This window comes from Spirosoma koreense, assembly GCF_054777875.1.
In genome coordinates this window covers 2748983-2775377 of sequence record NZ_BAAHAC010000022.1, presented here as the reverse complement: position 1 = coordinate 2775377, position 26395 = coordinate 2748983, and the positions used below count along the sequence as shown (strand labels likewise).

Below are 26395 nucleotides of genomic sequence, written 5' to 3'. Positions count from 1 at the left end.
ATAACCCCTACCCTGAAGGAAAGTAGGCTGATCAGGCCGTGAAGGATCGATTCGGCGATTTAGACGCACGCAGAGCAGCAGAAATGGTGAATTTTAATTCGGTGAATAGCAAGCGAGAATTTATTTAGTTATTATTGTCATTTATTATAAAACAGTAACAAAAATAGATTTTAGTCATGTCCATCACCTCCCGAAACAATGTGCAGGTTCTCGGCAATGCATTATCGGATAAGACGATCGTCTTTGCGCACGGATTTGGTACCGATCAGCGAGCCTGGCATGAGGTGGCTACTGCCTTTGCAGAAGACTATAAAGTGGTTCTATTTGATTACGTAGGCACAAATGAGCACACAACGCCTTTTTTTAACACCTGGAAATACAAGGATCTGCATGCGTACGCCAGCGATATATTAGACATCCTCGAAGAACTGGACCTGCAAAACATTACCTTCGTCGGCCATTCGGCGGGCGGCATGACGGGTGCCTTAGCGGCCATCCAGGAACCCGACTGGTTTACCCGGCTCATTTTACTCAATTCGTCTCCCTGCTACCTCGACCAGACGGATTATACGGGTGGCTTCAGTACGGCGGTACTCAGTGCTCTTTTTAGCCAGATGGAAACGAATTTTCATGCCTGGGCCAGCGGGTTTGCACCCATGATTATGGCCAACCCTGATCGGCCGCACCTGGCCGATGCCTTTGCGCGTACACTTTCAGCGATGCGACCCGATGTTGCACTGGCCATCGCAAAAGTTATTTTTCATTCCGATCACCGGTTAGATATCGGTCGGCTTCCCCACCCCACCCTGCTGATTCAGTCGGTAGACGATGTGGCCGTTCCACATGAAGTGGGGTATTTTATGGAAAAACACATTCCTCAGGCCATCCTGACATTTCTGGATACCGAAGGGCACCTGCCCCACATCAGTAGTGCCCACCAGGTGATTCAGGCAATTAAACCATTTCTTAATTAGTTCGGCCCCAGTCGCCACGACCATGATCGATTTTGCTACTCTTGAAAGACGATTGCGCGCCATTGATCAGGCCGATATGGGGCCAAAGGCTCTGGAGGCTTATGCGACTGAATTATTGCCAGTGCTCGGGGCCGATGGCTGCTACCTCTTTCAGGAACGCGACGACTGGACGGCTTCCGTGCTTTTTTCCACCGACACCCAACAGACTCTTACGTATTTCAATCCTGACCAGCTCAATACCCTCACCCAGTCGGCTGCGTTTTTCTGGGCGCCCCACTTTGTTCCCCGCCGATCGCTGAAAGGATTATTAGGCGCGCATAGTCACCTCGCCGGGCTCCGATTAAGTCACTACACGTTTAAAGGCTGGCTTGTCGTGGGATGGGCAGAAGAGCCTGACCGCCCAGCAGACGAAATAGAGAATGTCTTATACCGCTTTGGGGATAAATTATCGATTTGTACCCTGTCTTATCAGCAAATTGCCTTAGAGCAGCAATACCAGTTTCTGTTTGGCGTGGTTCCGCAAGCGGTCGTGCTGATCAACGAAGCCCAAGATACCAGCTGGATCAACCAATCTGCCCTCGACCTGCTGAAGTTACAGGCCAGTGGCTTCCGTCCATCTACCGCCAGTTTGTCGGTGAGCATGCTGCAACTGCGCAATCAGGCCCTCAATAAAGAGGCTATCAACCGGACTGCTTCGGAGCTGATTCATAATCCGGCATTCGTCAGTAAAGAATGGATCTGGACCTTTCCAGACAAAGTACTGTCGGTGTTTACCAAACCCATCTCATCGTCTTTTTTCAAGGGCCGGATCTGGTTGTTTACGGATGTTACGGAGCTCTACTCCAAACACCAGCAGCTTACCGAAGCCCATGAGGAAATCGAAAGCCTGATTAGTGTCATTGCCCATGATCTGAAGTCTCCTCTATCCACCATCAGCTTCGTTTTCAGCTTCCTTCCAATGATTGGCCCATTGAATGAGGAACAGAATGAAAGCATTGATCACGGCCAGAAAACGATTAAACGCGGCCTCAATCTGATCGATAGCATCGTTTATTTCAACAAGCTGGCCAGCACCGCCGAACCCCTGGCAACCGAAGATATCGACCTGCGTTCTTTCCTCGACACCATTGCCGACAGCTTTGCGGTGCTGGCTTATCAGAAAGAGATATCGATTCATGTCGATCATGCGCATTCGCCGGTCATGCTGCATTCAGACCCTAAATCACTGATTCGAATTATCGAGAACTTACTCAGCAACGCCCTGAAGTTTTCGCCCTTTGGCCGGAACATCTACCTGCGAACCGACCTGACGGACCGGCATCTGCGCATTGCCATTCAGGATGAAGGCCCGGGCATCACCCCCCAGGATCAACGTAAACTTTTCAAGCGATTCCAGCGATTATCCGCTCAACCAACCAACAATGAGGGCTCATCGGGCCTGGGACTCTCCATTGTGAAAGCGCTGAGCGAGAAACTGGGCGCCACGATCGAAGTAACCAGTACGGTAGCTGTCGGCACCACGTTTTTGTTACTGTTTCCCATCCAAATGATCCGCCTTCAGCAACCGGACGCCGTTGGTCAGGCTTTGTATTAACCAATGCCAGTTGGTAAGTCAGTTAGCGCAGTGCTTACCCGCCCATAAACGGATTCTTCTGAACAGCTCCCTGCGTATTCAGTTGTTTTGTCAGTAATCATCTCAACGAAACAACGGAATAACCATGAGCGCTTTATCAACTCAATCTGAATCGACCAGCTGGGCTCAGCAACACATTCCAGTCATAGGCCTGGGGGGCGTTGCCATCGGCAATGAATTTGAGTACGTGTCGGATGAGGCCGCCCAGCAGACGTTGCAGGCGGCCTGGCAGGCAGGCGTCCGCTATTATGATGTGTCTCCCTGGTATGGGCTAGGCCTCGCAGAACGGCGTTACGGGCACTTTCTGCACAATCAGAAACGCGAGGAGTATTTGATTTCGTCGAAAGTAGGGAAGTTACTGAAGGCCGGTAAGCACAACAAAGGAGCCGACTACTTTCCCCACGCGCATTCGCCCAACGACGTTATCTTCGACTACACGGCCGATGGCGTCCGGCGCTCTATTGAAGACAGCCTGCAGCGGTTGGGCATCGATAGCCTCGATATCGTTTTCGTTCATGATCTGTCGCCGGACAATAAACTGCTGCCAACCGACTGGCTCGAGCAGTTCGCCATTGCTCAGAAGGGAGCTTTTCCGGCCCTAAGCCAGTTACGTGACGAGGGGGTTATTAAAGCCTGGGGCCTGGGTGTCAACTGTCCGGAACCGATACTGAAAACCATCCAAGTGGCCAATCCCGATGTTTTTCTGCTGGCCTCCCAGTATTCACTGATCGATCACAGTTATGCGCTCCAGCACGTATTCCCGGCCATCCGTGAGCGCAACCTGTCGCTGGTGATGGGCTCCAATCTCAACGCGGGTTTCCTGTCGGGTCGCGAGCGCTACAACTATGACCCCAAAAAACCGATCAAACCGGAATACCTGGAAAAGCGCGACCGTCTCCAGGCTGTCGCCGGACAATACGGCGTTGATTTGCGGACGGCTTCTCTACAGTTCGCGCTGTACCCCGACGTAGCCGTTTCGGTCATTCCGGGCGCCCGTACGGCAGAGCAGGTAAAAGAAAACGTCGATTCCCTGCAGGAGAGCATTCCGGAGGAGTTCTGGCAGGCACTTAAAGAGCAGCAACTGATTGAGGCCGATGCGCCGACAACGAACCAGAAACCATAATTGTTTGATTTTACAATCGTCTTCTGTAAGCCATCGACCGCGTTTACAGGGGACGATTATACATGTCCTTCGCCCTTCTACAATACAACTTCTATAATCCTTTCGTTAAGTTACGATTTTGATAAGTATACAGCCGCATTTGGTTGTTACTTTACCGCATGAATCGTCATACCTTCCTCTTCTACGGTTTCATGTCTCTTCTGGCCCTTGGCCTGCTGGCGGGGTGCCATCGGTTCGGTTCGTCGGCCAAATCGACAACCACCAGCGCTTCCAGCTATAAAATGCCCCTGGATGACAGTACGCTGTATACGACCCGATCCCCGTTTGTGATGCCGTACAACCGCATCATCGATGCTGCGGGTGAATCGGTCAGTTTTGGCGACGCGGGCCTGGAAAACCACAGCCTGGACGCGGTGATGCTGCCGGATGGAAAAACTTTGGTCGTCGAAGACCGCTTCGGTATCGCTTTCTTCGACGCGGGTCGCCGTAAACTCATTTCCCGCTGGGATTATAGCCAGAGTGGCCCCTACAAAGGCAGCATGAGTGCGTTCTCGGGCATCAAAGCGATCGTGCACCACGATTCGACGTTTGTTTTCTGGAGCGCAGGCGGACGCGGCAAACCGAATTCGTACGTCATGCAGGCCGTCTGGGATGGCACCCGCGCCCGCCTGGTTCGGGTTATTCCCTTTGAAGCTCAGGCCCCGGCGGTCATCGCACTGCCGAACGAAGTCGTGGTCAAAGAAGAAGCCGGGGAGTTGTTTCTGTACACGGTCCTGAACGGGAATAATCAACTGGTGAAACTACGGGTCCGCGACCAGCAGGTGATCTGGAAAACACCAACGGGAGTAGCCCCCTACGGCCTGACACTGCTAAACGGCAAAGCGTACGTAACGAACTGGGCCGGACCGGTCCCGGATGCGGCCGATGGCCTGGAAACGGCGGGTGTGCCCTGGGGAAGTGCCTACGTCGATCCAAAAACAGGGGCGATAGCTCGGGGGACGGTGTCGGTTATCGACCTGAAACAGGGACAGCCCGAGAAAGAAATACCCGTCGGATTGCACCCGAACGCCATCGTCAGCAGCCCCGATGGTCGATTTCTCTACGTTGCCAACGGCAACAGCGATTATGTTTCGGTCATCGATGCCGGAACGCAGCAGGTAACGGATTCGGTTTTTGTTGGGCTCTTCAACCGGGGAAACGGCTACATTGGCAGCACTCCAAACGGTCTGGCGATTGACCCGCAGGGTACAACGCTCTACGTAGCTAACGGTATGGACAACGCGGTTTGTGTGGTTCGGCTGGGCCAGAAACTGGCTACTGCCGGAACAGGAACGACGCAGATCATGGGCTACATCCCGACCCAGGCCTATCCGTCAGGTATCGTCCTGAATAACAACGAGCTATACGTCACGAATCTGGAAGCAGTCGGTGCCCGAGTTGCCAACCCCGTCGATCAGGGAAGCCAGGGCCGGAACCCGTCCCGAAAAGAGATCAAAGCATTCAATTCGCACAGACAACTCGCTTCCGTTTCGTTTATTCCGCTTCCCGATGCGAGCCAGTTACAGACGTTTACGCAGCAGGTACAACGGCAAAGCCTTCAGTTTCGGCTGGCCCTTACTGAACAAGCACCGCGTCCGAACGTTGCGCCCAGGCCCGTTCCCGAACGGATTGGCGAACCGTCAGTTTTTAAGCACGTGCTGTACATCATCAAGGAAAACCGAACCTACGACCAGATTCTGGGGGATGTGCCGCAGGGCAACGGCATGCCCGACCTGTGCATCTTCGGCGACAGTATAACCCCCAACCAACACCGGCTGGCTCAGGATTATCTGTTGCTGGATAACTACCACGTATCGGGCAAATCCTCGGCCGAGGGGCACCACTGGGCCAGCGCAGCTATGGTAACCGATTATACCGAAAAGAGCGTTCGGGCCTGGTTTCGTAGCTACCCGCACGTGCTGTATGATGCGCTGGTGTACGACAAAAAAGGCTTGATCTGGAACAACGCGCTTGACCACGGCAAAACGGTACGGATTTATGGCGAAGCCTGCACCTGTCACTTCGACGAGAAACAGCAAAACTGGAGCAAGCTCTATCAACTGCGGCAGGAAGGCAAACCGTTTTCGTATACCAACACCTCGACCATCTCGCGCGTCAGGCCCTTGCTGGCGGCCAACTTTCCGGGTTGCGACAACGAAGCCGTCAGCGATCAGATGCGGGCCGATGCGTTCATTAAGGAGCTAAACGAACTGAACGCGAACCCGAATGCCGACCTGCCCAACCTGATGGTGATGTCTTTACCCAACGACCATACGGCTGGTATGAATCCCGCCTTTCCGGTGCCGAGAGCCATGGTAGCGGATAACGACCTGGCCGTCGGCCGGATTGTCGACGCCGTTACGCACAGCCGGTTTGCCGCGTCGACGGTTATTTTCATCACCGAAGACGATTCGCAGGCGGGTTGGGACCATGTGTCGGCGTACCGCACTACGGGTTTTGTCATCAGCCCTTACTCCCGTTTGCAGAAAACCGTTCACACCAATTATAACCAGACGTCGATGGTGCGGACAATTGAGCAGATTCTGGGGTTACCGCCCATGAACGTCATCGATGCAACGGCCCTGCCGATGTTCGACTGTTTTGTGGACAAACCTAATTTTACGTTTGGGTATAAAAGCCTCCCCAACCGAGTCAATCTGGCCGAGATGAATCCGGCTCCAACGAGCCTGAAAGGACCAGCGCTGCGGTTTGCCAATCAGTCGATGCGGCACGGCTTCCATCTGATCGACCGGGGGCACGACGACCTGCTCAACCGCATATTATGGTTTACGGCCAAAGGGAAAAAGCGGTATCCGGCCGAACTGGCAGGCGCCGAAGAGGACGATGACGACGACGATTGACGCCTACAGTAGAAATTGAAACGAAGCTGATTTTCAACTACGCACGCAACTTAGTTAGTCTGTTATGGCAAGGTATACACGAGTTGGTTATGGTCTGGTTTTCCTTTCACTGGTTATGACGATAGCCAGTTGCCAGCGGAGCAATTCCGTTAGCTCATCCGAAGAAACGGAGACATATAAAACCTTATCGGCAAATCGGGTCAAGCTACCGAATGGCTGGGCCCTGACACCGCCCGGCCGCAGCCTCGACCTCGACGACTTACCGCTGAATCTGGTCGTTTCACCCACTAAAAAATACCTGGCCGTTACGAACAATGGGCAGAGTACGCAAAGCATTACCTTGCTGGATGCAAACAGTGAGAAAATTCTCGACACCGCTAAAGTCGGGAAAGCGTATCTGGGGCTGGCGTTCAGCGCCGACGAAACGAAGCTGTACGCATCGGGTGGGAACGACAACAAGATTCTGGTCTATAAACTCGACGCGCAGAAGCTGGTGCCCGATGAGCCCATTGTGTTAGGAAAACCCTGGCCGGTGAAGATTTCGCCCACCGGTTTGTGTGTCGATGATGCCCGGAATCGCCTGTATGTCGTCACGAAAGAAGACAGTGCCCTGTATACCGTCGATACGCAAACCCGTAAAACCCTTTCGCGGATAAACATTGGGTCGGCAGCCTACACCTGCCTGTTGTCGCCGGATAAAAAAGAACTTTATATCTCACTCTGGGGTGGCGCTAAGATCCTGGTTGTCAATACCGAAACTCAGGCCAACGTGGCCGAAATCGCGACAAACAAAAACCCGAACGACCTGCTGCTGACCCGCGACGGAAAATACCTCTTCGTGGCAAATGGCAACGACAACACGGTAGCGCTGATCGACGTGGCCCGGCGTCAGGTAACCGAAACCCTCACGGCATCGCTCTTTCCGGATGCGCCCGTCGGCACTACCCCTAATGGCCTGGCCCTGAGCGAAGACGAGAACACCCTGTACATCGCCAACGCCGATAACAACTGTTTGGCGGTTTTCGATGTCACGCGGAAAGGACATAGTCATTCGAGTGGATTTATTCCTACGGGCTGGTATCCGACGGCGGTTAAGGTGATCGGCTCCAAACTTTTCGTCACCAACGGGAAAGGGTTCTCTTCGAAAGCGAACCCCAAAGGGCCTAACCCCGTGAAAACGCGGACACCCCAGCAGGTGGGCCCTAATCCGCAGGCCAACCCTGGTCCGGTGCAGTACATTGCAGGGCTGTTTAAAGGTACGCTCTCGATTATCGATTCCCCCGATGCCGACATACTGGCCGCTTATTCGCGACTGGTTTACGCCAACACGCCTTATACCAAAACAAAGGAAAGTCAGGCGGAAGGGGAAACCGGGAATCCGGTACCGATGCGGGTCGGCGATCCATCGCCCATCAAATACGTGTTTTACATCATCAAGGAAAACCGGACCTACGACCAGATTCTGGGGGATGTGAAAGAAGGAAACGGTGCCGCAGCTCTTTGTTTGTTTCCGCAAAAAGTGACCCCTAACCAGCACGCGCTGGCGAAGCAGTTTGTACTACTGGATAATTTTTACGTGGATGCGGAGGTTAGCGCCGACGGACACAACTGGTCATCGGCGGCTTATGCGAACGATTACGTCGAAAAAAACTGGGTAACCAGCTACGGCGGTCGGGGTGGCACGTATGATTACGAAGGGCAGAAGGAGATTGCCTACCCCCGCGATGGCTTCATCTGGAATCACTGCGAGCGGGCCGGTATCCCCTATCGAAGTTATGGCTGGTTTACCGACGAAAAGCCAAAAGACAAGGTCCTGCAGGGACATTATTGCCCTGGTTTCCGGGGGTTCAATCTGGGTTACCTGGACATCGACCGGGAAGCAGCCTGGGAAAAAGACTTCGACTCGCTGGTGACCGCTAAAGCATTACCCCGGCTCAACACGATACGTCTGGGCAATGATCACACGTCGGGCGCGCGGGTCGGCTTACCCACGCCCGACGCAGCCGTTGCCGACAACGACCTGGCCGTGGGTCGCCTGGTGGCGCATCTGTCCAAAAGCCCGATCTGGAACGAATCGGTGGTGTTTGTATTGGAAGATGATGCTCAGAATGGTCCCGATCATGTTGATGCCCACCGCTCGATTGCCTTTCTGGCCGGTGGTCTGGTAAAACGTGGTGTTGTCGATCACACCCTGTATTCTACCTCGGGCATGTTACGAACCATCGAGCTGATTCTGGGGCTTAAACCGATGAGTCAGTACGATGCAGCCGCAACCCCCATGTGGCGTTGCTTCAACAAAAAAGCCGATTCGACGCCTTTTCAGGCCCAGGAGCCGGGTGTCGATCTGGCCGAAAAAAATGTGGCAGTCAATCGGAATTCCAGACGCTCGTCGCTGTTCAACCTGACTCACCCCGACGATATCGACGATCTGGTGTTTAGCGAGATTGTCTGGCAAACCGTGCGCGGGGCTTCGAGTACGATGCCGGCTCCCCGACGCGGTGCTTTCGTTCGGTTAGGCAAAAAAGGGGATGGAGACGAGGACGACGATTAGGCCATGCTCGTGAAAAAATCCTACCTTGTAGCCATGTTTTGTACGTTATCGAAGACCATCCTGCTGGGTATAGCCAGTTTCTGGCTGCTGGTCAGTTGCCAGTCCGCTACTCAATCGCCCTGTGAACCAACGCCTGTTACGACGAAAGCCCCTGACGATGAAATTGCCCGTCTTAAACAGTTTATCGAGTCGAGCGGCAGTAAAGCAACGGCCGATGCACGAGGCTTTTATTATACCATTCAGGCCCCCGGCAGCGGAGCAAAGCCTACCATCTGTTCCAACGTCAGCGTCAACTACGAAGGTCATCTGACGAACGGTACCAGCTTCGACAGTGGAAAAGACGTCAGTTTTGGGCTCAATCAGTTGATTGTCGGTTGGCAGGAAGGCATTCCCCTCATCGCTCCCGGTGGCCGCATTACCCTGTACTTACCGCCTTCACTGGCTTACGGTGCCCAGGAACAGGGGGATATCCCGGCGAATTCGATTCTTATCTTTCAGATCGACCTGCTTAAGATCAACTGACTCGGCAGTAATGGCGTCCGGTTCCGGATCTACTGGTCAGAGCCCTCTAAGTGCCGGGCTTTTCGCCCGAACGAGCCGTTTACAGGGCCGGTTGCCCGACAGCAACGGATAGTCAGGTCTTACCCTCCGTACAGCCAACGCCCGGCTTTTGTGGTTTTTGTCGTAAATTGCGTGTGCAACGTAGCCAAATCAATGTTCATTCCAGTATCGCGTCAGCAGGCCATTATTAAACGCCTATTAATCAACGGGTTGTATATCTTTTTATAATTTCACAAAAATATGCAGCCTATTTACACACCGGAAGGCTCGGCATCGCGCCCTCCTACGCTCGGCGGGCTGATCATGCTCATCGGTTTTGTGCTTCTGGGGGGCGTGGTCAGTACGCTGCTTTTGTTTGGGTTCCTGGCCCTTAGCAAAGGCATCGGTTTAGAACAGGCGCAGGTGTATCTGAGCGACCTGGCTGCCCATCCGACAGCTTCTCCCAGCCGCTGGTACGAACTGATGATCCTTCAGGCAGTCAATCACCTGGGTACGTTTCTGCTACCTACGCTGGCCTACTGGGCCTTCATCGAACGCCGAAGCTGGCAACAATTCAACGCCCGGCCGGTTTCGGCCGTAACGGGTTTAGGGCTGGTCGTCCTGATCGTTATTGCCTTTATGCCCTTCGACGGCCTGATCATCGAGTGGAATCAGAACCTGCACCTGCCCGAAACCCTGGCTCCCGTCGAACAGTGGGTTCGCGACCAGGAGAAAAACCTGGAAGGCATCACTAAATACCTGACCACCTTCGAGTCGCCCCTGCAATTGCTGGTAGCCATGCTGGTTATTGCCGTAATACCGGCCATCGGCGAAGAAACCCTCTTTCGGGGGGTTCTGCAACGAAATCTGAGCTACTGGACGGGGAACCCTCACGTGGGCATCTGGCTGGCGGCCGCCCTGTTCAGCGCCATCCACGTCCAGTTTCTGGGCTTCTTTCCCCGTATGCTACTGGGTGCTTTATTCGGGTATCTGTATCTCTGGTCGGGCAATCTGTGGATACCTATCCTGGCCCACTTCGTCAATAATGGCTTTACGGTACTGATGGTTTATCTGCACCAGAAGCAACTGGTGGGCATCGATATCGAAAGCACCGAATCGGTTCCCATACTGGGTGCTGTGGTCGCTTTTGGTTTCACCGCTGGCCTGTTGTACTATTTTAAACAGCTTAACCGACCCCTTACGTAGTCTCGACGTAGGGCGTCTTTACCCCGACAGACACCATGCAAGAAACCTGGGAATCCATTTATACGACCCCGCTACCCCACCGGGCCGAACTGGCCAAAGCCTTGTTGCTCGAACATGATATCGCAGCCGTGGTTATAAACAAACAAAGCAGCAGTTACCCCACCATCGGCTGGGGAAAAAGCGAAGTCCACGTACTGGCAAAAGACGCGATTCTGGCAAAAGTGATATTAGAGCATGAAGCAACGTTTAGCTAACATGACGAACCTCCAGCAACGTGTGCTTGCTGCGGTGGTGGGAGTTCCTTTTATAATGTTTATGATCTGGTATGAAGCCTGGACGTTTGCCTTGCTCTTTTGCGTCATCAGTGCCCTTACCCAGCGTGAATTCTACCGATTACTCGGCCTCGACGGCTTCGAGCCCTTAACGGCCTACGGTACGCTCGTTGGCTGTATGATCTGTGTACTGGCGTATTTTATTGAAACCGATCAGATCAGCATGGGTCATTATTTTCTGATCTGCCCGGCGTCGTCGATGATCTTTCTCATCAAGCTGTACAAAAAACGGGATATGAAGCCCTTTACCAATATCGGGTTCACGTTTCTGGGCATCATATACGTCGCCATGCCGTTTGCCCTGCTGATCATCCTGGCACTGCGGGGAGGAAGTTTTCATCCGATGATCATTACGGGTTGTTTGCTACTGCTGTGGGCCAGCGACATCGGTGCTTACTTTGCCGGCACCAAATTCGGTCGTCGGAAACTGTTCGAACGGGTATCACCCAAAAAATCCTGGGAGGGCGCCCTGGGGGGCGCTTTCGCGGCCGCCCTGATCGCGCTGGGACTGGCCATCTGGGCCCCCGAGCTGAAGCCCTGGCAGTGGTATTGCGTAGGTGGTATCATTGTCGTGACGGGAACTTACGGCGACCTGGTCGAATCTTTGTTCAAGCGCAGTATTGCCATCAAAGATTCAGGCAGCAGCATTCCGGGGCACGGGGGGTTTCTGGATCGGTTCGATGGGTTGCTGCTGGCGGCTCCTTTTATTATCACCTTCCTGAAGCTGTTCGCCTAAACCGGGACGGGTAAGCGTCGGAGGGCCTTCGTCGGTCATTCGCTCGGGGCCGAACCGGGTAGAACGGTTCGAAAGCTTCTTTTTGTAGAAAAACGTTCATGCAGAAAGAACTTCTTCTGGACATGCTACTCCAGAACCAAACAACCTGCGGGTTCGCCTTCAGTAGGATTACCCCAGCCACGCTCGACCTACGGCTAAACGACCAGACGGCATCGATCGGGTTTATCTATCGACACATCGGTGAAACCCTCAACCTGTTCGGCTTATTTCTTGGCCTACCCACCGCCGTCGGCAACACCACCATGGGCCAGACCGATACGGGACAGGGAAGCGACCTCGACACCAGCCGTTCGTTGGTCGATGACGGGTTTCGGCGGCTCGAAGCCTACGTTAAAGCCACACCCGACGCAGCCTGGCTCGACCCCATCGACACCCCATTTTTCGGACCCGTATCCCGCATGCGCCTTTTTGCGCATATCCTGTTTCACAATGCGCACCATGCCGGCCAGATTTCACTGACACTTAACCGAAGCCCAGAAGCCGGAGACCAGCCTGGGCGGTTCGCCGAGCGATAAACCCCCGATGGATGCGCCTATGCGCATTTCTCCTGACACGGGCTTGTTCCGGCAAGTCCGTTCAGCAGGTTACGCAGATGCGGCCAATACCAGCGAATCAAATTATAAACTTTCTTAAAAATCGGGTATTCGAAACCATATCTTGCCTTTTCCTCGTTTACTTTGTAGTATGGATTGGAGGTGTATGAAAAAAACGTTGACGGCAATCGGGTTCGTTCTGGTCTTACTCAGCCTGGGCGGTCTATTTTCTACGGCACGGGCCCAGGGCCAGGAGCGGCAGGTTACGTTCACCGGTTTTCTGACGGGTGGTAAAACCAATGAGCCTTTGCCCGGCGCTTATATCTATATTCCGAAAGCTGGCCGGGGGGTACTGTCTGCCCCGAACGGTTATTTTGCGTTACCGGTTTTTCCGGGCGACAGCATTATCTTCAGTTATGTGGGCTTTAAAACCCAGTACCATATCATCCCCAATCGACTAACTGACCTTACGTACTCGGCTGTCGTAGCGTTGCAGGAGGATGTAAAAACCCTGGCTGAAGTTAAGGTATATCCCTACGCAACGGAAGAATTGTTTAAGGAAGCGTTCGTTAACCTGAAGCTTCCTGACGAGAAAGAACGCGAAAATTTAGCTAAAAATACCAGCCCAGAGGCCATTCTACGGCAGGCGGCTACCATGCCGATGAGCGCCCTGGCCAACCACCAGAACTTCGTCAATCAGCAGTTTTTCGGCCGCGAATCCGTCATTGGGCGCAGCCAGACGCCAACGTTCTCCTTCACTAATCCGTTTGCCTGGGCGAACTTCATCCGCTCCGTCAAACGTGGTGATTTGAAGAATAAGGAATGGCGCAGTGAATTGAATAAAGCCCCCCGCGAGAATGTCTCGCGGAAAGATATTCTCCAGGACGATAATAACTAGGCAAACCCGCTTCAGGTAACCGCCCTCACGGCCTCGGGTCGGTGGTCCAGGTTTTAAGTGCCAGGGCTGTTCCGTCGAACTCGGCATAGGTTTTGGCATAAACCCATTCGCCCAGATTTACGTAGCGGCTGGTCGGCGAAACGGCCAGATCGAGGGGTAGGTGCCGATGCCCGAAAATATAAAAGTCGTGGTGAAGGCTGGCTTCTACCTCCCGACAGTACTGCATGAGCCATTCCCGGTCTTCGCCCATAAATACTTCCTCCCCTTTTTCCTGATTACGGATACGGCTTTTTCGCGACCATGCCTGGGCCAGTCCGATACCCAGGTCCGGATGGATCCAGCTGAACAACTGTCGGGCCAGGTGGCTTTCGAAGACGGTTTTCAGGCGCTTGTACACAAAATCGCCGGGGCCGAGCCCATCGCCATGGCCAATCAGAAACCGCTTGCCGCCAATGTCGTAGCGACGTGGTTGGCGATAAACCGGAATCCCCATTTCCTGCGTAAAATAGTCGCTCATCCACATATCGTGGTTCCCGGTGAACAGCACAATCCGTGTACCGGCGTCGGTCAGTTCGGCCAGTTTCCCCTGCAGTCGGACGAATCCTTTGGGAATACTCCGCTTGTATTCGAACCAGAAATCAAACACATCGCCTACCAGAAAAACAACCTCGGCGGTGGGTTGGATCGTATCCAGCCAGTTCACGACGGCGCGTTCGCGGATACGACTCTGCTCGGGCGGAGGGGTTCCTAAATGAAAATCAGAAGCAAAATAGACCCTGCGGCCTGGGGAGAGTGGTATGGTTTCGATAGCAGACATGAATACGGCAATTCGACCGCAAAACTACGGAACGAACCCGGTTCGTGTATACACAAGTCTTTTTCGGACCGACATTTCTGCCACCAGGCGGGCTGGTCTGCTTTCTTCTTAGTCTAGCCAACGTCTTCAGCCTTAAGCGGATGGTGTTTTACGCCGGGGCAAAAACATTCGTACCGATTACATGGTATTTAAGAAAACGCTATTTTTGGGCTTTCCCAGAACATCTTATGAAACTTAAATCACTGATACTCGCTTTTCCTGCCCTGTGTTTTGCCTGTAATAGCCCCAGTTCCCCTTCCGATCCGGCCAATAACATGGAGGCCAATCCGATTCATGCCAAAGTCCCGACCGGTGTAAGGGCGCTTTCGACTGATTTCAACTACGATGAACCCTGTAACATCCTGGGGGAAGAATATGTCCGGGAGACGTTCAGTCTGGACGAAAAGACCGAGCTGGAAGAAACTCACGCGCTGAATGGCTGCGAGTTCGAATGGGGTGGAAACAAAGTGGTCGTCGCTTTTGGTGGTGAACGCCCTTTCGCTTCCGTTTATCAGGCCGAATTCAACTTCGATAAAATGTATCAGGGCAAAAAATCTGAACCGCTGCCCGCCGTTTCCGAACAGGCTCTGGACCAGGAAGCCGACAGTGGCCCGCATACCGAAGGCACCAACGCTGAGTCGTCGGCCGCAGATTCGACCCACGCGAATACCGACGACAAGCACCCGAACCACGCTGGTGTGTCGGCCGGCACTCCGCCCCTCACGAAACCAGCCGTCAGCAAAGGCAATTACGAAGCCGTAGCCAACGTGGGGGATAAAGCCCTCTGGGACCCTACAACGGGAGCGATGCACGTGCTGTACAACAACCACATCATCAGCGTAACCGTCGAAACCAAAGGCAACGCCGAAACGAAGAAGAAGCAGGCTGAGTCGCTGACAGAAGTACTGATCGAGAAGATCTCCGCCAATGAATATGTGAAGCGGTTGTAATCAAAATAAAGTCTGTCATGCAAAAGGGGTGTTGAAACTAGTTTCAACACCCCTTTTGCATGACAGGGGGTTAGTAGACTAACCGTGTCTTCTAAAGTGGTATTTGTTCGAAGACAACAGCGGGCTGATCGTTGTTTTTGAAAGCTTTCCGCGGACGGATGTTCAGCGTCTGGAACAGCTGCTGGTCGGCATCTTCGTCGGGGTTAGGCGTAGTCAGGAGTTTGTCGCCCGCAAAAATAGAGTTTGCCCCGGCCAGAAAGCACAGTGCCTGCTCTTCGGTATTCATCCGAACCCGCCCGGCCGACAGGCGAACCATCGCTTTGGGCATGATGATACGCGCGGTGGCAATCATCCGAACCATTTCCCAGACCGATACCCGTGGTTGCTCTTCGAGGGGAGTACCCTCTACAGGCACCAACGCATTGACGGGTACCGACTCCGGATGCTGGGGCAGTGTAGCCAGCGTGTGCAGCATGCCAATCCGGTCCTGATCTGACTCGCCCATCCCGATAATACCGCCCGAGCAAACCGAAATACCCGCTTTCCGGGCGTGGCCCAGCGTGTCCAGCCGGTCGTCGTAGGTTCGGGTGGTGATGATGTCGCCGTAAAATTCTTCGCTGGTATCGAGGTTATGGTTATACGCATAGAGCCCCGCGTCTTTCAGTTTCTGCGCCTGGCTTTCGGTCAGCATGCCCAGCGTACAGCACACTTCGAGGCCCAATTCATTGACCCCCTGCACCATATCGAGTACTTTGTCGAAGTCGCGATTGTCGCGCACTTCGCGCCAGGCAGCGCCCATGCAAAACCGGGTACTGCCAGTGTCTTTTGCTCGCCGGGCCGCCGTCAGCACCTCATCGACTTCCATGAGCTTATGCGTTTTCACGGCGGTATGGTAGCGCGCGGCTTGCGGGCAGTACGCACAGTCTTCCGGACAGCCGCCCGTCTTTACCGACAAAAGGGTACAAACCTGAACTTCCTGCGGGTCATGATGCTCCCGATGTACGGTAGCAGCCCGGTAGATCAGATCCAGCACAGGAGCATTGTAGATTTCGGCAATTTCGGCGCGCGTCCAGTCGGTACGGAGAGCAGTCATAAAGTTGTCAGTCAAAAGTCAGTTAGTCAAAAGTAGTTGATCCTTACAAAATGGACAAATTGTTCGGGTAGTTCCTCCCCTTGGACGACGACAAACTGGCCGTACTGAAAAAGCGGTCAGCCGTCGACCGTTCGTTGATTCCGGGATTTGTTCAGGAAAGTCCTGCGATTGTCAAATTATACCAGTAGTTTCGCATAAAGGCCTAAATCCATGAAAAAAAGAACGTTCTTAAAACTATCATCGACCTTTATGGCGGCTCCTGTGTTTTCTCCCCTGTCCGACTGGATGGCGCGGGAGAAGATGAAAAACTGGGCGGGCAACCTGGAATATAGCACCGACAAACTCGACAAAGCCGACTCGCTCAAAACCGCTCAGGCCATCGTCAGGAAATACGGTCAGCTAAAAGTGCTCGGTACCCGTCATTGCTTCAACAACATTGCCGACAGCACCCACCAGTTCCTATCGCTTCGGGAGATGGATCAGGTGATCGACTTAGATCCCAAAGCGCGTACGGTGACCCTCGGATCCGGCATGAGTTACGGGCAATTGGCCCCCTATCTGGACAAAAAAGGGTTTGCGCTACATAACCTGGCATCTTTACCCCATATTTCGGTGGCGGGTGCCTGCTCCACGGCCACGCACGGGTCGGGGGTCAAAAACGGGAACCTGGCTACGGCCGTAGCCGCCCTCGAAATCGTCACGGCCAGCGGTGAGGTGCGCACGCTTACCCGCGCCAAAGACGGCGAGACCTTCCAGGGGGCCGTGGTAGGGCTAGGCGCGCTGGGCGCAATTACCAAAGTGACTCTCGACATTCAGCCGACCTACCAGATGCGGCAGTATGTGTACGAAAATCTCCCCCTGGATCAACTCAAAAACCATTTCGAAGCCATCGTATCGGGCGGCTACAGCGTCAGTCTGTTTACCGACTGGCAAAAGAAGCGGATCAACGAAGTCTGGATAAAAAGCCGCGCTGGGAAAAGCGATGACAAGACCAAATCCGAATTCTACGGGGCTAAACTCGCGACGAAAAACCTTCACCCGATTGCCGAACTGTCGGCCGTCAACTGCACCGAACAGATGGGGGTTCCAGGACCCTGGTACGAACGACTGCCCCATTTCCGCATGGGATTTACGCCCAGCAGCGGAAAAGAGTTGCAATCGGAATATTTTGTACCCCGCAAAAACGCGGTAGAAGCCATTCTGGCCGTCGAGCGGCTACGGGATCACATCAGTCCACACCTGCTCATCTCGGAACTGCGCACCATCGACGCCGACTCGTTCTGGATGAGTCCGTGTTACAAACAACCAAGTCTGGCCATTCATTTTACCTGGAAGCAGGACTGGGCTTCGGTGCGGAGGGTGTTGCCGATGATCGAACGGGAACTGGCTCCCTTTCAGACCCGGCCGCACTGGGGCAAACTTTTCACCCTGGCTCCAGCTACGTTACAGTCACGCTACGAAAAGGTGGCGGATTTTAAAAAGCTGGTCAGCGAGTTCGACCCGAAGGGTAAGTTCCGCAACGAGTTTCTGGCCAGGAACCTGTACAGCAAGTAATCATCTAACCGCAACCCCTGTCACATTGGCTGCTAACAGGCCACAAACGTCAACCAACATGGCTTCTTCCGATCAACCCGTTACCGACACGAATACCGCCCTGCGAAAGCAATTGGTTTCTTTACTGACCAGCCGGTCAGCTCACCAATCCTTCGATAGGGCTATCAAGGATTTGCCCGCTGACCTACGGGGAATCAGGCCCGACAAAGTGCCGTACAGCATCTGGCAACTGGTGGACCACATCCGCATTGTCCAGTGGGACATTCTCGAATTTTCCCGCGACCCTTCTCATGAGTCGCCCTCCTGGCCCGCCGAATATTGGCCTACCGAACCGGCCCCCGCCGATGAGGCTACCTGGGAGCAGGCACTGGAACAGATCCGCACGGATCGCGAGACCTTTGCGGCCCTGCTGACAGATCCTGAACAGGATTTGTTCACACCCTTTGCGCACGGCGACGGGCAGACGCTGTTACGCGAAGCTCTGCTCATTGCCGACCATACGGCCTATCACGTAGGTGAAATCATCCTCATCCGGCGTTTACTGGGTGCCTGGAAAAGCTGACGTACTGCGGACTTTAGTCCGCAGTACGTCAGCTTTTCATTTCGGGTTGTTTTTCACCTCGAACAGCATTTGCTGGCTTCCGGCGGTTCCGTCTTTCGCTAAGCCGTTGACTTCGACCAAATAGGTTCCGGGCTGATCCGACGTATAGAATTCGGTTCGGGCCCGCCCGCCGGCGTCGGTTGCGAGGTCCGGATTCCAGTAGAGCAGGGTACGGCCGTCAGGCAGGCGGCTTTCGAGTTGCCGGGCCGTATCGTAACGGGGAGCGTAAAACTCCCGCTGAAGCTGTAAGCCTTCGTAATCTACCTTCACCAGGTTCGGTTCGAGCGGAAACCCCGCCAGATCCCCCCTGTAGGTCATGAAGTTGATAATGCCGTTGAACATCATGGGGCCCATCAGATACCGGTTCGTAACCACGTCGATCTTCCGGATTTTCAACGGGCTGAACTCAATCACCTTATCCATGTCGAACACGGGTACCCCATCGATCATGACCAGTGAGTAATCTTCGAAAATGGCCCGATAGGGAAAGTTCAGAACGTACAGCTGAAAATGGCCCTGTTTTTTCCGGGGCATTACGCCGAGCACATACTCGCGCAGGACCTCTTCCATCCGCGGAAAGCGCGTGTATGCATCCAGCAAATAACTCTCGTGCTCTTTACCGTAGAAAGCCGTGCTGTCGACGGCCGGATACCGATACTGAATCGGCCGGTCACCCCAGTACGTGCCCTGCACCTGCATCGCCACCGATCGGCGGAGGAGCGGGTCTGCCTGCGACTCTGTTACCGATGGCGCCGGAAGCCGACCCGACGGTGCAGCAAGGGAAAAGGGACTGTTCAGACGAATCCGGTAGCTGCTATCCGCCGGGTTTGTCTGCGCCATCAGGTTTTGCGGACCGTAACAATCCTGCATTTCGAAGCGAATCCGGCCGGCCGTATCACTCCGGGAAACCGCCAGTCGAATAAGCTTACCCGGCGACGACAGGTACGTGACGATGCCTCGAACTGGCTTTTCCGACACCGGGTCCGTAACCAGACCCTCCAGCATGGGGCCGTTGTGTTCGGGCAGGTACCGAAAAAACGATTCCCGCGTTGCCGTCGACGAACCCTTCCCATCATTTTTTAGCACATCTTCCCAACGAAATCGACGCCAGCCGTGGGTCAGCATGAGGTTATCCGTTGCCTGCCGAACCTCTGGGGTTTCCGGCTGAAGATAATAGTCGGGCGATTCGATTAGCCCCGGCAGGTCGGAGGTCATCAACAGATAACTCAGGATGTTCCCCGAATGGATATTCCCGGAACGGATGTTCCCGGAATGCAGATCGCCCAACGAATCGAGTCGATAAACGGCCAGCGACAATGCCGCCTGCTTACCAGCCGCAGCCTGTACTGCGGTTTCCAGGCTTACTTTAGTGCGGGACGGGTAGTCGGCCCGGTCCGTTTTCAGGGCGATGGTCAGCGGCCTGGCCGGTCGTTTGAAATACAGGCGTTCGCAGATGGGTTTTCGGTCGGCATCGAACAGGGTCAGGTGTGAAACGCCCTCTCCCAACGCTTTTTTCTCGATTCGAAAGGTAGTTTCACCCTGAATCGAACGCATTTCCGCCACGTCGATCACCTGTCGGGTATGCACCAGCAGATACACCGTAGCGGCCGTGGACAGGTTCGTACGAACCGTAACGGTTAGTTGGTCGGCACCCGTTTCCGCCAGGTGCATAACATACCCCTGCGGCTGAATGGCGGGAAGCGGGCGGGAAAACGTGCGCCCGCCGGCATCCCGAACCACCACCCGGTAGGTCGTGCTGACCGAGGGTGTCAGGGTGAAATGACCCATTCCAAACTTGTGGGACGCAAAGCGCTCGAGGGTGTCGTTCCGGGCATTTAACAACCAACCTTGGACTGCTACGCCCCGACCAGCCTCATCGGCCACTTTAAAAGCAACTTTACTGGGTAACGCCTGCACCAGATTTCCGCCTTCCGGAAAAAACTGAATGTCGTAATCGGAAGGCTCGCGGAGCAGCGGCAGGCCTAAGCGTTTGAAGGGATTGATGATCGTCAGGCTTTTTTCGAAGAAATAATCCGCGCTGAAATTCTTCATCCAGTTCGTATACGCCCGCAGCCGATAAGTCCCTGAATTGACCGACGACGGCAGAAAAAACGTGCCGCTTCCCCCGGCAGCGGTCAGGCTGATTTTCGTCTGCAGAACGGCTTTTCCTTCTCTATCCAGCAGTTCTAGGTAAGCTACCTTACTAAGATCGATGGGTTTATGAAACGCCCCATCGACATAATACACTTTAAACCATAGGGTTTCGCCGGTCAGGTAAAACCCCTGATCGGTATGCACGAACAGTTTTTCCTGCACCGCCTGCCGACGATACGCATCAAACGGTTGCACTAACGCACTGACTGGCGTGGGTGTCTGACCGAATGCCCAGGCTGCACTCAGCAGTTGCAGCAGAATTGCCCGGAAACACTGGATCTGTAGTTTCATAACCGACTTAATTTGCCGTTTTTTATCGCACAAGACTGTTTATTTACCAGAAATCGGGTCGTTTCGTAACTCCTCCGTGCAGCCGGCAGTCGATGCACTCGAAGGGCGCAGTCAGGTATAGGAATCGATCATAAACCGTAATAATCCCCGTCGGCGTTTCGCGAATCTCACCCAGCGTCAGAGTGTCGATCGGACAGGATGTAGGCGAATAGCCCGTGTAGCTAAGCCAGGGAGGCAGTTGGTACTTACTGATAAAAATCCGCTTGGTAGTGATGCTTCCCACCCGAAAGAAGCCCAGCACCAGGTCCGTAGCGTCTGCCTTTGACTGAATATTCCCCGTAAGCTGCGACGGCTGCGGATCGAAAATCGATCCGATATTCTGGGTTATTTTAGCCAGTTGATCATAATAATCATAGCCTGCCTGGCTCAGGGCATACTGCCGCACCAGGATGCTGTACCGACTCCCCAGTTTGATCGACGATCCGTCGATGAACGTTAGTGGATACTGGCTGACGATATCCTGGCTGAGCCGGGCCGTCGAGCTGGTCATAATATTTCTGGAGGTGAAACTTGCCCAGCAGGTGAACACACTCTCGGAGCGGCCTTCAATCTGCCGGGTCGTACCGATGTATTCATACGTCGAGTTGTATAGCGCGTTATACTCCCAGGTTTCATCGTACTCCCAGCGGTAATACCGGGTGTTGTTTCGCGGATCGTGGGTGTTTACGCTGATCTGTACGCCGTCGTTCTCCACGTGCCAGCTGACACTGTCGATGGGGGGCGTGGTAATGACCGGCACATACTCGGAGTAATAATCGGCGCCCTTCGCCGTCCGGATGTGCAGCCGGTACGTTTCGCCCGACAGGGGAGTCACGCCCGACAGCGAATAAACACCTGCGCTGCCTTCGGTCAGGGAATAAATGGCATTGTGCCCGCTTTCGAAGGTGACCCTGGCTTTCGTTTCGGCGGTTGGTGCTTTATTGTCAGTCAGGTTCTGGCTCCGGCTTAGCTGGATCGTCGAGGTGGTACCGGGTTCGCTGTTGAAAAAGCCATTGACCACCAGGTAGGAAGCGGGAGCCGTAATTTCCGGGGGCCGGTAGGGATCGACGCATCCGCCAACCGCCAGGGTCATAAGCCATCCTATCGCCTGTCTGTATATCCGGTTTTTCATACGTGGATACTGTCGCGCTTAAAATCTGAAATTATAGGTAATGGACGGGATCGGCTCGCCGAATATGGACAGCTTGTAGCCATTGATGACTCCGTTCTCGGATTTGAAATAAACCGAATACGAATTATGCCGACCCGTCAGGTTATACACCGCAATGGTCCAGGAACTGTGAGCCAGCTTTTTTACTTTGTGATTTCCTTCGATGTTCATCGCAAAGTCGGCCCGGTAATAGTCAGGAATCCGGTACTGGTTTCGCTCGGAATACAACAGCCGCAGGGCATTGTCGACGGTATATTTAGCGACGGGCAGGGTAATCGGCCGACCAGTGCTGTAGGTAAAATTGAGCGAGAGACTAAACCGGCGATTGATCTTGTAATTCCCGATCATCGTGAGGTCGTGCGGCTTGTCGTAGTTGCTGGGGTAAAACTCGCCTTTATTGATGACGTCGGAACCGATCGCTCCGTTCGTCCGCAGCAGGGTCCGGGCGTAGGTATAACTCAGCCAGCCGTTCAGCTTTCCGGTCATTTTTTTCACCAGAAACTCGATTCCGTAAGCCATCCCCTGGGCGTTCACCACGTCGGTTTCGATGTGATGATTCAGGATCAGCGTGGCCCCACTCCGGTAATCCAGCAGATTCTGCAGGGTTTTGTAATACGCTTCAACCGACATCTCGATGGTATTGACCCGGTTGTTTTTGTAGAAACCAACCGCGTACTGATCGCCCACCTGCGGTTTGATGTTCGGGTCGCTGAGTTTCCAGATGTCGGTGGGCGAAATTACGGTGGTGTTCGACAGCATCTGGATATACTGCCGGGTGCGGTTGAAACTCGCTTTGATCGACGCGGACGACGACAGCGCATACCGCAGCGAGAACCGGTACTCGGGGCCATGGTAGGTATGAATGAACTGATTTTGGCCATAATTGAGCGTGTCGGTGATCGTGTTGACGCTTCGGGGCAGGCCCGGTACGTACTGATACACCGCGTGCGGCCCCAGGTAGTTGTAGATCGAATAGCGCAGCCCACCACTGACCGACAACCGCTGATTGACGTCGAAGCGGTCGCCGATGTACACCGCACTTTCCAACCCCTGCTCGTTCGCTACTACGTCGGGCATGATCAGCGACTGGCTGCCTTTAGGCTGAAAATTCCCCGGAAACAGTTTATAGTGGGTTGTGCTGATGCCGAAATCGACCGCGTGCTGATTGGTTGGGTAAAAGTTAAAATCGGCTTTTACCTGCGACTGGTGAATGGCGAAATCCAGCTGATAGGCATTGACCGGATTCTTCTCGCTCGAAACGGTGTATTCATAGCCGCTGTAACTGCCGGTGTAAACACTGTATAGTTTGTTGTTGAAAATATGTTTCCATTTGAGCGTAGCGACCTGATTCTGATAGCGGTACGCCGTATCACTGTTGAGCCGGAAGCGGTCACGGCTCAGGTAGCCGGTCAGGTACACCGTATTTTTTTCGTTGAAATCGTGGGTAACGTGCAGATTGAGGTCATAGAACTGCGCCTGGCTTTTCTGGTACGATGCGTTTTGTAACTGCTTCAGCAACCAGTCGGAGTAGGTCGAGCGGACGCCGATGATAAACGAGGTTTTATCCTTGATCAGCGGGCCTTCGAGGGTGAGCCGCCCCGTCAGTAAACCGATTCCGCCCGACCCGATGATCTTCTTTTTGTTACCGTCGCGCGTCTGCACGTCCAGCACCGACGATAGCCGCCCCCCAAATCGGGATGGGATGGCGCTTTTGTAGAGTTCGGCGCTTTTGATCATGTCGGGGTTGAAAGCTGAGAAAAACCCGAACAGGTGCGACGAATTGTAAATGGTCGCGTCGTTGTAGAGGATCAGGTTCTGGTCGGTAGCGCCCCCACGGACGTTCAGGCCCGTCGAGCTTTCGCCCACGGTTTTCACCCCCGGTAAGGTCTGAATAACCCGCAGCAGATCGGCTTCACCCAAAGCCGTGGGTACCTGCTTGATGCTTTTGATATCGACCCGCTCCTGCCCCATCTGCAGGCTGGAGATATTGGCATCTTTTTCGGCTTCGATCACCACTTCTTTCAGCGCAATGACGTCGTCCTCCATGTCGATGTCGAACTTACCGTCGGCATACAGAACAATCCGGCGACGGGTGTCTTTCATGCCAATACTCCGCAGTTTAAGGTCGTGCCGGCCGCGGGGCAGGGTAATGGAATAATAGCCAAATTGATCGGTAACCGTGCCTAATCGGGGATTTTCGATGTAGACAGCAGCACCCACCACTGGTTCACCCGACGCCACATTTCGCACCGACCCGGCGAGGGTCGACCGGCCAGGCCGGATCGGTGTAGTTCGTTTTCCGATTTCGTACAGTTTCGTTTCGGGCTCGACAATTTTCTTCCGGCTCTCGGTCAGGTAGGCCGCGCCCGTCGAATCGGTGTCCGACTCGCTCGATCCGCGCACGAAAAACCCAATGGGCAGCTCCGTTCGGATGGGCCGGGAGATCGTGATGTAAACGCGCTGTTGCTGGTCGATGGCAAAAGCGAATTTACTGCCGGTAAACAGTTGTTTGAGCACCGCTGACAGCGACTGTTTCTCGACTCTTAAATCGACGACGAGGCTATCGACCTCGGCGGGATTGTAGAAGAACCGGTAGGGCGTCTGGGCCTCGACAGTCTGCACAAACTGGGTAAATCGCTGGTTCGTAAATTCCCCGCTGATGGGTTTGTCGGTCGTTGCCTGGCCATAGCCGGCTGGCATCGCCCACATCAATCCCGCAAGCAGAAAAACAATCCGGTAAAGTGGCCCCATAATTACTGCGTTAATTCGTCATACCGTTGTGTAACCCGGGCAATGGCTTCTTCGCGCCGTTCGGCCCTGAACTTCAGGCGGTTTGTGCGTATGTATTTTCGCAGCGCCTTCGCCTGGTCCGGAAACAGGTTCAACAAAGCCCGTTTTGTATTGATTTCGTGAAAAGCGCCATCTTTCAGCACAATGAACCGATCCTTCGGCAGATAATCGCCCTTGTAAGTGCCACTCGACAGATCTTCGTGAATGGTTTTCTGTCGTTTCGCCAGGGCTTTCACCTTGCCCCCGTAGATGATTTCGTAGAAACCCGTACGAACACCCGCCACGCTGTCGCCGACGATGCGGGCAAACTGGTGTTTTCCCAGGGTAAACGAGGCAATTTTTTCGGTGCGCAGCCGAAGGCGATACCCGCCTTCGGGCGGTTGAACGACCAGCTCATCCCGTACGATATCATACCACATTCCCACGTCTCGATACCGCACGTCGTTATAAACGAGGGTCCCGATCTGTACGCTGTCGATCAGGTAATACGGATGAATTTTTATGCGGGGATCGTGGCTGATGTATTCGTTGCCTTCGTAGACGCGTGCCTGAAGCCGCAGGGTGCGCTCGTACTGACGAACGGCCTGCTCCTGCGCGGCCCCTACAAAAGAACTATCCGACGCGGTAGCCTGACCAAAGCCTCTGTACTGCACGAAACCGATAAGCAGAAACGCTAGTGTAAAAAACCGCATACATTTACATGACGGACGTGTTGATGCCTTCAGGACCATCTTCCGGACCAAAGGGTTGGATTACCGGGCTTTATATAGCAAAGAGCCATAGGTCTCTTTCATACTTGATAAATGGGCCTGAAAGAGACTCATGGCTATAATCGAACGGAATTCAGACGTAATAGCAAATTTAGGCCCGAAGAGATAATTAAAGAATTATGCTTCGCTAAACCCAGATAGGTGCATTCGCTCAGTTAAACTATTAGTCTATTAAAGGTGTAAGGTCCTCTTTGACCCGGAATACAATATGAACCAGCTCGCCCTTGTGTAGCCTGATTTTACCTAAATCAATCAGGTAATAGCCAATAAATCCGGCGCGTATTCTATATTTTCCAACAGGTAACGCATACCGAAAATGCCCAAGTGTATCGGTATAAATTAATGTGGTATCGATCTTGACAATAGCCATTCTGAGCGGCTTGTTAGTGGCTAATTCAACCACAGAACCACTAAGTATTGGTTCATTTATTGCAGCATTGCTCTCTCTTTGAATCGTGTGTGTTCCCCGACGAGTTTGTGCCAGGCAGAGGGAACAGTTAATTAAAAGGAGCACATATAGAATAGCTTTCATAAGCCATTGATTTTCCTTAACCTAACGATAGTGGCCGTTACAAAACTCAGCACAGAAATTTTATTCACCTTAATTCCAGCTAAAAAAGTTATATACAGGATTCCCAGT

General features: G+C 53.7%; 21 protein-coding genes. 14 read left to right on the top strand and 7 right to left on the bottom strand.

The genetic code is table 11. The annotated features are described in order from the left end of the window. The first annotated feature begins 176 nt into the window (after positions 1–176). From ACYVC2_RS25020 to ACYVC2_RS24970, 11 genes are all read left to right on the top strand, one after another. Positions 177–974: an alpha/beta fold hydrolase gene (locus ACYVC2_RS25020; protein ID WP_461106931.1), complete on the top strand. Its 798-nt coding sequence runs from the start codon at positions 177–179 to the stop codon at positions 972–974. 22 nt (positions 975–996) lie between these two features. Next, positions 997–2568 carry a sensor histidine kinase gene (locus ACYVC2_RS25015; protein ID WP_461106929.1) on the top strand — a complete coding sequence of 524 codons (1572 nt, stop codon included), beginning with the start codon at positions 997–999 and terminating at the stop codon, positions 2566–2568. A 124-nt stretch (positions 2569–2692) separates the two neighbouring features. Then, positions 2693–3730, top strand: a complete 1038-nt coding sequence (locus tag ACYVC2_RS25010; RefSeq protein WP_461106927.1) for an aldo/keto reductase — start codon at positions 2693–2695, stop codon at positions 3728–3730. 158 nt (positions 3731–3888) lie between these two features. Beyond that, entirely contained in the window at positions 3889–6630 is a 2742-nt protein-coding gene (locus ACYVC2_RS25005; protein ID WP_461106925.1) for a YncE family protein, read from the top strand. 115 nt (positions 6631–6745) lie between these two features. Further along, the gene (locus ACYVC2_RS25000; RefSeq protein WP_461106923.1) at positions 6746–9181 is read left to right on the top strand and encodes a bifunctional YncE family protein/alkaline phosphatase family protein; all 2436 of its coding nucleotides are present in this window, start codon (positions 6746–6748) and stop codon (positions 9179–9181) included. A gap of 33 nt (positions 9182–9214) precedes the next feature. Next, a complete protein-coding gene (locus ACYVC2_RS24995) occupies positions 9215–9703 on the top strand; it encodes an FKBP-type peptidyl-prolyl cis-trans isomerase (protein ID WP_461106921.1) in 489 nt (162 codons plus the stop codon). A 342-nt stretch (positions 9704–10045) separates the two neighbouring features. Beyond that, positions 10046–10927, top strand: coding sequence for a lysostaphin resistance A-like protein (locus ACYVC2_RS24990; RefSeq protein WP_461107237.1), 882 nt, complete (start codon positions 10046–10048; stop codon positions 10925–10927). A 35-nt stretch (positions 10928–10962) separates the two neighbouring features. Beyond that, entirely contained in the window at positions 10963–11181 is a 219-nt protein-coding gene (locus tag ACYVC2_RS24985) for a putative signal transducing protein (RefSeq protein ID WP_461106919.1), read from the top strand. After that, positions 11162–11995, top strand: coding sequence for a phosphatidate cytidylyltransferase (locus tag ACYVC2_RS24980; protein WP_461106917.1), 834 nt, complete (start codon positions 11162–11164; stop codon positions 11993–11995). The genes ACYVC2_RS24985 and ACYVC2_RS24980 overlap by 20 nt, the downstream gene beginning before the upstream one ends. A gap of 98 nt (positions 11996–12093) precedes the next feature. Then, the gene (locus ACYVC2_RS24975) at positions 12094–12570 is read left to right on the top strand and encodes a DinB family protein (RefSeq protein ID WP_461106915.1); all 477 of its coding nucleotides are present in this window, start codon (positions 12094–12096) and stop codon (positions 12568–12570) included. 184 nt (positions 12571–12754) lie between these two features. After that, positions 12755–13486: a carboxypeptidase-like regulatory domain-containing protein gene (locus ACYVC2_RS24970; protein WP_461106913.1), complete on the top strand. Its 732-nt coding sequence runs from the start codon at positions 12755–12757 to the stop codon at positions 13484–13486. Between the two features lie 25 nt (positions 13487–13511). Here ACYVC2_RS24970 and ACYVC2_RS24965 read toward each other — a convergent pair whose 3' ends face one another. Further along, positions 13512–14303, bottom strand: a complete 792-nt coding sequence (locus ACYVC2_RS24965) for a UDP-2,3-diacylglucosamine diphosphatase (protein ID WP_461106911.1) — start codon at positions 14301–14303, stop codon at positions 13512–13514. Between the two features lie 227 nt (positions 14304–14530). Here ACYVC2_RS24965 and ACYVC2_RS24960 point away from each other — a divergent pair, with 227 nt between their 5' ends. Then, the gene (locus ACYVC2_RS24960; RefSeq protein WP_461106909.1) at positions 14531–15292 is read left to right on the top strand and encodes a hypothetical protein; all 762 of its coding nucleotides are present in this window, start codon (positions 14531–14533) and stop codon (positions 15290–15292) included. A gap of 91 nt (positions 15293–15383) precedes the next feature. On the opposite strand, the gene bioB is transcribed toward ACYVC2_RS24960, so the two are convergent. Beyond that, positions 15384–16385, bottom strand: coding sequence for a biotin synthase BioB (bioB, locus tag ACYVC2_RS24955; protein WP_461106907.1), 1002 nt, complete (start codon positions 16383–16385; stop codon positions 15384–15386). A gap of 210 nt (positions 16386–16595) precedes the next feature. On the opposite strand from bioB, the gene ACYVC2_RS24950 reads away from it, so the two are divergent. Further along, entirely contained in the window at positions 16596–17939 is a 1344-nt protein-coding gene (locus ACYVC2_RS24950; protein ID WP_461106905.1) for a D-arabinono-1,4-lactone oxidase, read from the top strand. A gap of 58 nt (positions 17940–17997) precedes the next feature. Further along, on the top strand, positions 17998–18501 hold the full coding sequence (locus ACYVC2_RS24945; RefSeq protein ID WP_461106903.1) for a DinB family protein: 504 nt from the start codon (positions 17998–18000) through the stop codon (positions 18499–18501). A gap of 36 nt (positions 18502–18537) precedes the next feature. Here ACYVC2_RS24945 and ACYVC2_RS24940 read toward each other — a convergent pair whose 3' ends face one another. The 5 genes from ACYVC2_RS24940 to ACYVC2_RS24920 all read right to left on the bottom strand — a co-directional run bounded on the left by ACYVC2_RS24940 (position 18538) and on the right by ACYVC2_RS24920 (position 26287). Then, the gene (locus tag ACYVC2_RS24940) at positions 18538–20985 is read right to left on the bottom strand and encodes a hypothetical protein (RefSeq protein WP_461106901.1); all 2448 of its coding nucleotides are present in this window, start codon (positions 20983–20985) and stop codon (positions 18538–18540) included. 43 nt (positions 20986–21028) lie between these two features. Next, positions 21029–22156 carry a DUF4249 domain-containing protein gene (locus ACYVC2_RS24935; RefSeq protein WP_461106899.1) on the bottom strand — a complete coding sequence of 376 codons (1128 nt, stop codon included), beginning with the start codon at positions 22154–22156 and terminating at the stop codon, positions 21029–21031. Between the two features lie 18 nt (positions 22157–22174). After that, positions 22175–24946 carry a TonB-dependent receptor gene (locus ACYVC2_RS24930; RefSeq protein ID WP_461106897.1) on the bottom strand — a complete coding sequence of 924 codons (2772 nt, stop codon included), beginning with the start codon at positions 24944–24946 and terminating at the stop codon, positions 22175–22177. 2 nt (positions 24947–24948) lie between these two features. Further along, entirely contained in the window at positions 24949–25677 is a 729-nt protein-coding gene (locus ACYVC2_RS24925) for a hypothetical protein (RefSeq protein ID WP_461106895.1), read from the bottom strand. A 241-nt stretch (positions 25678–25918) separates the two neighbouring features. Next, complete coding sequence (locus ACYVC2_RS24920; RefSeq protein WP_461106893.1) at positions 25919–26287, bottom strand: peptidase associated/transthyretin-like domain-containing protein; 369 nt, start codon at positions 26285–26287, stop codon at positions 25919–25921. Positions 26288–26395 lie beyond the last annotated feature (108 nt).

Coding starts and splice junctions, on each gene's coding strand:
- ACYVC2_RS25000 (WP_461106923.1), top strand. CDS start 6,746: ATGACGATAGCCAGTTGCCAGCGGAGCAATTCCGTTAGCTCATCCGAA.
- ACYVC2_RS25005 (WP_461106925.1), top strand. CDS start 3,889: ATGAATCGTCATACCTTCCTCTTCTACGGTTTCATGTCTCTTCTGGCC.
- ACYVC2_RS24950 (WP_461106905.1), top strand. CDS start 16,596: ATGAAAAAAAGAACGTTCTTAAAACTATCATCGACCTTTATGGCGGCT.
- ACYVC2_RS24925 (WP_461106895.1), bottom strand. CDS start 25,677: ATGCGGTTTTTTACACTAGCGTTTCTGCTTATCGGTTTCGTGCAGTAC.
- bioB (WP_461106907.1), bottom strand. CDS start 16,385: ATGACTGCTCTCCGTACCGACTGGACGCGCGCCGAAATTGCCGAAATC.
- ACYVC2_RS24930 (WP_461106897.1), bottom strand. CDS start 24,946: ATGGGGCCACTTTACCGGATTGTTTTTCTGCTTGCGGGATTGATGTGG.
- ACYVC2_RS24970 (WP_461106913.1), top strand. CDS start 12,755: ATGAAAAAAACGTTGACGGCAATCGGGTTCGTTCTGGTCTTACTCAGC.
- ACYVC2_RS24920 (WP_461106893.1), bottom strand. CDS start 26,287: ATGAAAGCTATTCTATATGTGCTCCTTTTAATTAACTGTTCCCTCTGC.
- ACYVC2_RS24960 (WP_461106909.1), top strand. CDS start 14,531: ATGAAACTTAAATCACTGATACTCGCTTTTCCTGCCCTGTGTTTTGCC.
- ACYVC2_RS24985 (WP_461106919.1), top strand. CDS start 10,963: ATGCAAGAAACCTGGGAATCCATTTATACGACCCCGCTACCCCACCGG.
- ACYVC2_RS24975 (WP_461106915.1), top strand. CDS start 12,094: ATGCAGAAAGAACTTCTTCTGGACATGCTACTCCAGAACCAAACAACC.
- ACYVC2_RS24945 (WP_461106903.1), top strand. CDS start 17,998: ATGGCTTCTTCCGATCAACCCGTTACCGACACGAATACCGCCCTGCGA.
- ACYVC2_RS25010 (WP_461106927.1), top strand. CDS start 2,693: ATGAGCGCTTTATCAACTCAATCTGAATCGACCAGCTGGGCTCAGCAA.
- ACYVC2_RS24995 (WP_461106921.1), top strand. CDS start 9,215: ATGTTTTGTACGTTATCGAAGACCATCCTGCTGGGTATAGCCAGTTTC.
- ACYVC2_RS24980 (WP_461106917.1), top strand. CDS start 11,162: ATGAAGCAACGTTTAGCTAACATGACGAACCTCCAGCAACGTGTGCTT.
- ACYVC2_RS24990 (WP_461107237.1), top strand. CDS start 10,046: ATGCTCATCGGTTTTGTGCTTCTGGGGGGCGTGGTCAGTACGCTGCTT.
- ACYVC2_RS24935 (WP_461106899.1), bottom strand. CDS start 22,156: ATGAAAAACCGGATATACAGACAGGCGATAGGATGGCTTATGACCCTG.
- ACYVC2_RS24965 (WP_461106911.1), bottom strand. CDS start 14,303: ATGTCTGCTATCGAAACCATACCACTCTCCCCAGGCCGCAGGGTCTAT.
- ACYVC2_RS25020 (WP_461106931.1), top strand. CDS start 177: ATGTCCATCACCTCCCGAAACAATGTGCAGGTTCTCGGCAATGCATTA.
- ACYVC2_RS25015 (WP_461106929.1), top strand. CDS start 997: ATGATCGATTTTGCTACTCTTGAAAGACGATTGCGCGCCATTGATCAG.
- ACYVC2_RS24940 (WP_461106901.1), bottom strand. CDS start 20,985: ATGAAACTACAGATCCAGTGTTTCCGGGCAATTCTGCTGCAACTGCTG.